Below are 1,251 nucleotides of genomic sequence, written 5' to 3'. Positions count from 1 at the left end.
TTGGATTGAAGGCTACATTGATCATTGGCTAAATGATCGGGCGAAAGAGCATATGGCGTTTACCAGTCTAATAAAGTACACTAATTAAGATAAATTCAGTGCATCTACTCAAGGGTAAAAATGAAACCATATTCCCTCGACTTTCGCCAAAAAATATTGGATACATACTTGTCAGGTGGAATATCACAACGTCAATTAGCAAAGAGATTTTGTGTGAGTTTAGGTTTTATTGAGAAAATACTAAAGCAATATAGAGAAACAGCAAGTATCGCTCCTAAAGTTAGGACAAAACAAACTCCTCCGAAGCTCAATGAAGAACAAATTAAGATTCTTGAAGAAATAGTTGAAGCTAAGAATGATGCCACCTTGAAAGAAATTCGCTCAGAACTCAAAGAAAAAACAGGAATAACAATTGGTATCTCTACGGTAGACAGGATGTTACAGAGGATAGAAATAAGCCTTAAAAAAAAACATTGCACGCCGCAGAAAAAGAGACTGAAAGAGTTCAATTATTAAGAGTACAGTTCTGGCTTCAACTTCATGGGATACCGACGGAAAACCTTGTATTTCTTGACGAAGCAGGAGCTAATCTATCTTTAATAAGACACTCCGCTCGTTCTAAAAAAGGTAAAAGAGCGCATGGCTCACGACCTCAAAAACGCTGTAAAAATGTCTCCATAATTGGAGCGATTGCTCTCAAAGGCGTGATTAGTCAATATAGTATTTTAGGAGCATGTGACGGGCTGACATTTGAGGCTTATATTTCTCAAAAATTAGTTCCAAAGCTGTGGGAAGGTGCTTGTGTAATCATGGATAATTGTTCAATTCATAAAGGTGGAGATATTGAAAAATTAATCGAATCTGTTGGAGCTAAATTAATTTATTTGCCACCATATTCTCCTGATTTTTCACCAATTGAAAACTGTTGGTCAAAAATTAAAACTTCACTACGTTCTATTGGAGCTAGAAGTTATCCAGACTTAGCAAAAGCAATTGAAACTGCTTTTACTCAAGTCTCGTTAACTGATATTTATAATTGGTTTACCCATTCTTGTTACTGTACTTCACCAGACTGAGAAATGCTATAATCTCAATAATTCAGTGACGAACTCATAAGAATTTTCCATGAAATTGACTCAATTGTGGTCATAAAGACCAATATAAAAACTACTATGTCGTCGAACAATTCGCTTAGATTTTTTAATTCGGCCGACATATTTTTGAACACCCATACGTTTAATTTTTTGACCA

At 35.3% G+C, this 1,251-nt stretch carries 1 protein-coding gene; it reads left to right on the top strand.

Features of this window, described 5'->3' with window-relative positions; translation table 11 throughout:
• Nucleotides 1-120 precede the first annotated feature (120 nt).
• Nucleotides 121-1,076, top strand: a protein-coding gene (locus A4S05_RS39505) for an IS630 family transposase (RefSeq protein ID WP_256091215.1) whose coding sequence is annotated in 2 segments (ribosomal slippage) — nt 121-463 and nt 463-1,076 — 957 coding nt in all. Because the reading frame shifts where the segments join, the coding sequence is not laid out codon by codon here.
• Nucleotides 1,077-1,251 lie beyond the last annotated feature (175 nt).

The organism is Nostoc sp. KVJ20, from assembly GCF_001712795.1.
In the GTDB taxonomy this organism is placed as follows: Bacteria; Cyanobacteriota; Cyanobacteriia; order Cyanobacteriales; family Nostocaceae; genus Nostoc.
This window is presented reverse-complemented; position numbering and strand designations above follow the sequence as displayed.